The organism is Thermosphaera sp., from assembly GCF_059755995.1.
Genome location: NZ_DBOUKL010000031.1, coordinates 1 through 4,553, shown reverse-complemented (window position 1 = coordinate 4,553; position 4,553 = coordinate 1). Strand labels below are relative to the sequence as shown.

General features: G+C 51.7%; 6 protein-coding genes and 1 tRNA gene. 4 read left to right on the top strand and 3 right to left on the bottom strand.

Annotation, left to right across the window (positions count from 1 at the left end):
- Positions 1-694 (bottom strand): DUF1512 family protein (locus AC3OH0_RS03570; RefSeq protein ID WP_498344793.1); only part of this gene is annotated, 694 nt, incomplete at its 3' end.
- A 28-nt stretch (positions 695-722) separates the two neighbouring features.
- Entirely contained in the window at positions 723-1,625 is a 903-nt protein-coding gene (gene map / locus AC3OH0_RS03565; protein WP_193436416.1) for a type II methionyl aminopeptidase, read from the bottom strand.
- A 70-nt stretch (positions 1,626-1,695) separates the two neighbouring features.
- On the opposite strand from map, the gene AC3OH0_RS03560 reads away from it, so the two are divergent.
- The 3 genes from AC3OH0_RS03560 (at position 1,696) to AC3OH0_RS03550 (ending at position 3,817) form a co-directional block, all read left to right on the top strand.
- A complete protein-coding gene (locus tag AC3OH0_RS03560) occupies positions 1,696-2,382 on the top strand; it encodes a metal-dependent hydrolase (protein ID WP_498344792.1) in 687 nt (228 codons plus the stop codon).
- A gap of 189 nt (positions 2,383-2,571) precedes the next feature.
- On the top strand, positions 2,572-3,660 hold the full coding sequence (locus AC3OH0_RS03555) for a tyrosine--tRNA ligase (protein WP_498344791.1): 1,089 nt from the start codon (positions 2,572-2,574) through the stop codon (positions 3,658-3,660).
- 51 nt (positions 3,661-3,711) lie between these two features.
- Positions 3,712-3,817, top strand: a tRNA-Ala gene (locus tag AC3OH0_RS03550).
- Positions 3,818-3,882: 65 nt separating this feature from the next.
- Here the strand turns inward: AC3OH0_RS03550 and AC3OH0_RS03545 are convergent.
- Positions 3,883-4,146 carry an Lrp/AsnC ligand binding domain-containing protein gene (locus AC3OH0_RS03545; RefSeq protein ID WP_498344790.1) on the bottom strand — a complete coding sequence of 88 codons (264 nt, stop codon included), beginning with the start codon at positions 4,144-4,146 and terminating at the stop codon, positions 3,883-3,885.
- 163 nt (positions 4,147-4,309) lie between these two features.
- Here AC3OH0_RS03545 and AC3OH0_RS03540 point away from each other — a divergent pair, with 163 nt between their 5' ends.
- Positions 4,310-4,546, top strand: a complete 237-nt coding sequence (locus AC3OH0_RS03540) for a ribosome biogenesis domain-containing protein (RefSeq protein WP_498344789.1) — start codon at positions 4,310-4,312, stop codon at positions 4,544-4,546.
- Positions 4,547-4,553 lie beyond the last annotated feature (7 nt).

The window sequence follows — 4,553 nt, the reverse complement described above, 5'->3', positions numbered from 1 at the left end:
GCTCTATAATGCTGGTTTCATCAACAACCTTTCTCGACACAACCTGCCCGTTCTCTATAAGCCTGTGAACTGTTAACGGGCCGGCTGCATCGCCTATAGGCTTCCCGGTTGAGAAGGCGTCGAGGGCTTCGTGATAAGTGTTGACGATCTTCATTATCATCGGCATCTGGAACTGGAGCTGCATTATAAGGATCCAGTTGTTTTCTCTCTCACCGGTTAGCAGGTAGTGCCTGACAATCTTGTAAATAGTGTTTAAAGCCCCGACTATTGAAAGGCTTGACTCGATCAGGGTTTTCTCATACCTTCCAACATGAGGGACTGTTGCCTCAACCATTCTCTTAACCGACTCATCAGTCGTCCTGACAAGGTGGTCAAGCCTCTTGATAATATCAGTTGGCTCTATCTCAACAGGCTCGATGGTGAAGAAGTCTACAACCCTGTTTATCAAGACGTCAGGGGCCGCCACCCCCAGGTTGCGCAGCATGTTCGCAACCCTCCGCCTATCCTCCTCTACAAGAGACATTATCACGTTGAGCTTAGTCCTGATATCCATGATCCATATCTTGGTCTGTATCTTCTGGTTTAAACCAGTAATTATGAGGAAGAAGAATATTAGCCATATCAGCTGCATGATCATTGAAGACGTGTCCCCGTCCATACCAGCCCACTCAGCACTCTTCTTAATCTCTAACACTATAGTCGTTTAAAAACATGTGTTAAAACTAGAGGGTGGATACTACAACCTCCTTCTCGAGAACTATGAAGGTGTGCTCGAACTGTGATACGAGCCCGCCCTCTCTTTCAACCAGGACAGGGTAGGCTGTGAGTAAGTGGTTCCTCTCCATCAAAGCCAGCAACCCCTTCAACCCCTCAGCCGAGGATGCGAGGTTCAAATACCATCTCTCAGCGAACGGGAGGGTTCTCCTCTCACCGTAGATTTGATCGTAGAGCTTGAGAGCCTGCGGGGGGAGCCTCCCACGCTTTCCCTGCTTGAGAGCGTAGATTGTTTTCAAGCTTACATCCTTAACCAGCCCAGCCCCGTTGGTTGCGAAAGGCTCCACAGCGTAAACCCCTTGATCCAGCTTAAACCTTGCGAACAAGTCGTTGAAGTTTGGAATGCTCACGCCTGCGTGAATAGTGTAGGCTGATATGCTGTGGCCGCTCAGGTTCTTTACCGGCTTAAACCCGTAGCTCCTTATAGTGTCCTCGACAACCCTCCCGATCTCGGAAGCCTTAACCCCGGGCTTGAAAACCTCGACAACTCTTTCAAGAGCTCTCCGAGCAGCCTCAACCAGCCCCTCCATAGCCGGGTTGAAGCAGACTGTTGTAGCGGTGTCGGCTATGTAGCCGTCCACGTGAACCCCTATGTCTATTTTAACCACGGAGTTGTCGGGGATTACGGAGGGGTCGTTTGGGACAGGGGTGTAGTGTGCTGCGACCTCGTTGACGCCTATGTTGATCGGGAATGCGGGGGAACCCCCCAGTTCCCTTATCATCCTCTCCAAGTGCTCCGCAACATCCGTGAACCTGGCCCCAGGCTTCACAACCCTGTGAGCCTCCTCCCTAACCCTCTTCGCTATCTCGCCAGCCTTCAAAAGCTTCGCAAGCTCGTCATCCGAAACCATTGGGCTCAAACCCTTTCTAGACATAAAGCTTTTTCCAAGTATTAAACAATATAGATCACTGGTGTGTGGAATGGGTATTGTAAAGTATCTTGGACACAGCTTCTTCGAAATAGTGTTAACCGGGCTGGACGATGCTGTTAAGACCGTGCTGATCGACCCTTGGATTGAAAACCCGTTGAGCCCTGTCAAGAAATCCGAGTACTCGGAGAGAAGGATAGACTACATCATCGTGACCCATGACCACGGGGACCACCTGGGCAACGCTATAGAGGTAGCGGGGCACACGGGGGCTCCGATAGTGGGTGTTTACGAGATAGCTCTTCACGCTCAGGAGCAAGGTGTTAAAGCAATCGGCGGTAATATTGGAGGGGCCCTCGCAATCCCGGATGTTGAGATAGTGTTGACGCCCGCGCTCCACAGTAGCAACCGGGGGGTTCCAGTCGGGGTTGTCGTCAAGGGCAGGGACCTAACCATCTACCACGCAGGCGACACAGGGCTGTTCAGCGAGATGGAGCTCATAGGGGAGCTCTACAGCCCTGACATAGCCCTGCTCCCGATAGGCGGACACTTCACAATGGGGGTGCGGGAGGCTGTTAAAGCAGTAGAGTTGTTGAAGCCTAAGTACGCTATACCAATGCACTACAACACGTTCCCGCTGATAAAGGCGGACCCCCAGGTTTTCAAGCAGCTTGTCGAGTCTAAAACCAGCACTAAAGTAGTAGTGTTGAAGCCGGGGGAGGTTTTCGCATACCCTTAGCAGGCACGGCTTGTTGAAAGAGTTAATAGGTTTTTAAGCAATAATCTTAAACAACAGCCCCGCTCCCACCTTTAAGAGCCCGTGGAAGCCGAGCCGTACGGCCTCGATGACCACGGGTGTTAGGGGTGGGGGACATGTTCCTGTTTAAATAAAACCTGGTTGCTAATACTTGTTTATAAGGTGTCGCGCGTGAACGTGGATGAGAGGTTAAGGCTTGCTACAAGGAATACTTCTGAAGTAGTAACAGTGGAGGAGTTGAGAAAGGTTTTCGAGGAGAAGGAGAAGCCGAAAGGCTACCTAGGGTTCGAGCCAAGCGGCCTCGTACATGTTGGATGGCTTGTCTGGATGTTCAAGGTGAGAGACCTCGTCGAAGCCGGGGTAGACTTCTACCTGCTCGAGGCAACCTGGCACGCCTACATCAACGATAAGCTCGGGGGGAACCTTGAGCTCATCAGGAAGGCTGCCAGGTACACTAGGATAGTGCTGGAGGCTATTGGCGTGCCGGAGGGGAGGGTTAAGTATGTTGACGCCGAGGACTTGGCCAGCGACAAGGACTACTGGGGCCTCCTACTCAAATCCGCTAAGCAGGTCAGCCTCGCCAGGGTTAAGAGGGCTTTAACCATCATGGGGAGGAGGATTGATGAAGGGGAGACGGATTTCTCCAAGCTGATATACCCGTTAATGCAGGTTACAGACATCTTCTACCTCGACCTCGACATAGCCGTGGGCGGGACGGATCAGAGGAAGGCTCACATGCTTACAAGGGATATTGCAGAGAAGCTAGGGCTTAAGAAGCCTGTGGCCATACACACCCCTATAATAACCGGACTACAGGGCCCGGGAGGGAGGATGGAGAGCGGGCTTGAGGCTGACGAGCTCGCTGCTGAAGCGAAGATGAGTAAGAGCAAGCCGGAGACAGCTATCTTCGTCCACGAGGATGCTGAGACTGTTGAAGCCAAGATCATGAAGGCTTACTGTCCTCCAAGGATCACGGAGCTCAACCCTGTGTTGGAGATTAACAAGTACCTGTTGTTCCAGCAGCCGGGCTTCACCCTCGTTATTGAGAGGCCGGAGAAGTACGGGGGAACCATCACTGTTGAAGACTACTCGGTACTGGAGAAGCTTTACGCTGAAGGAAAGATACACCCGCTGGACTTGAAGAAGGCTACAGCATCAGCCTTGAACAAGCTTCTCGACAATGTTAGGAGGAGGATAAGCAGCGACCCGGGCGCTAGGAGCCTCCTGGAGGAGTTGAAGACTGCTAAGGTAACCAGGTAGCCCTGCCTACCCACATTTAAAACCCCTGTTAAATTATATTTCAGTTTTAGAGGGCCGGTAGCTCAGCCTGGAAGAGCGCCGCCCTTGCATGGCCTAAGGGGGCGCTACCGAGGTCGAGGAGAGGCGGAGGACCCGGGTTCAAATCCCGGCCGGTCCACTAACCACTTCTAACCATCCTGCCAGGGTTTCGGAGAAGTGGGATTTAAAAAAACTTGTGATTAACTAGTGGCTGGGGGAGGATTTAATCCTCTCCTCTACAACGATCATTGTAACCGTTGTCCTTATGTCCGGGAGCCTCCTAACATGGTTTGTAACGATCTCCCTTATCTTCTCCAACGCCTCAGCCTCTATCTTAACCACGACATCGTATGTGCCGTAGACGACGTATGCTTCCTTAACCTCGGGGATCTTGTAGAGCTCGTCTAAAACCTTGGACTCAGCGCCGATCTCTGTCTGTATCAGTACTATTGCCGCTGACTTCGCCATTCTCCCACCATGTTAATACTAGTCAACCCTGTATAATAAATATTTCTATTAAGATTTAAACCATTAATTTGGGATTAACCATAGTGATGAACGGTGGTACAGGATCAGGATTTACGCTATAATATATTATGAGGATGACCCAGTTAAAAACACAGCGCTGAAAATGGTTAAAGCAGGGCTGGCAAGGCTTGTTGACCACGGTTTCGCAAGGCGGGGACTAGTCGTGCTGGATCCTTTCAGCCCTGAATACCTAGGGCCCTGGGACAGGGGGCTGGTCGAGGAGAAGGGCGTCCTTGTCTTGGACGCTAGCTGGAGGCTTCTAACCCCTGATAAGTTTAAAAAACTCCCCGGAGCCCACGTCAAGCTCCCGCACCTCCTCTCCAGAAACCCCGCGCACTAGAGGCCGC